Genomic DNA, 650 nt, shown 5'->3' with positions numbered 1-650 from the left:
GGGCCACCATAACTTGGATCGGTTGGTAGAGAGTCCAGCAACGCTTGGTCTGGGGTAATAATCATCAAGTGTGGTCCTTCCACAATCCATTGATTATCGTCCGTCATCCCTTCTGCAAATGGGTCGGTGTTACTGGCACCGCCATCACCCGCTAACATGTAAGAAATGCCTAATGCTTTGGCTTGGAAAGGTTTTTTGTTCATCCAAGCGTCTGCCCATTCCATCCAAGGACCATCCATACACATTGGCGCTGTGCCTTCCAATTGAGGTGGCGTTGGGAAGCAAGTGTATTGGCTAGAACCTTTTTGAAGAACGTTATTGTTCCAGTCCATCACCGTTACTTTATCGCGAATAGTCGGTGGCGCTGCACTCAGTGCATCTTCTAAAAGTGCTTTTGAATCATCGGCTGCGAATGCGCCAAAAGCGCAGCTGACCGAAACAACAGCAGTTAAATAAGGAGTTAGTTTCATAAATTAAACCTCAAGTTAATACAACATGAGAATTTGAGCACTTTAATTATAGATTGATATTAAAAATAAGAATCATTATTTAAATGAAAAATAATAAGCGATAGGTTTGTTATGTTAATTTAAATATTGTTTTTATATACAGCGAATAGAATGATGGAAATAAGATTAGCTGAATAATCT

1 protein-coding gene is annotated in these 650 nt (G+C 40.3%); it reads right to left on the bottom strand.

Features of this window, described 5'->3' with window-relative positions:
• On the bottom strand, positions 1-470 hold a 470-nt coding region (locus R7R24_RS27685; protein WP_318120269.1), incomplete at its 3' end, for a hypothetical protein.
• Positions 471-650: the final 180 nt, after the last annotated feature.

This window comes from Vibrio sp. 704 (genome assembly GCF_033339295.1).
Note: the sequence above shows the minus strand (reverse complement) of the source record. Positions and strands in the feature narration are given on the sequence as shown.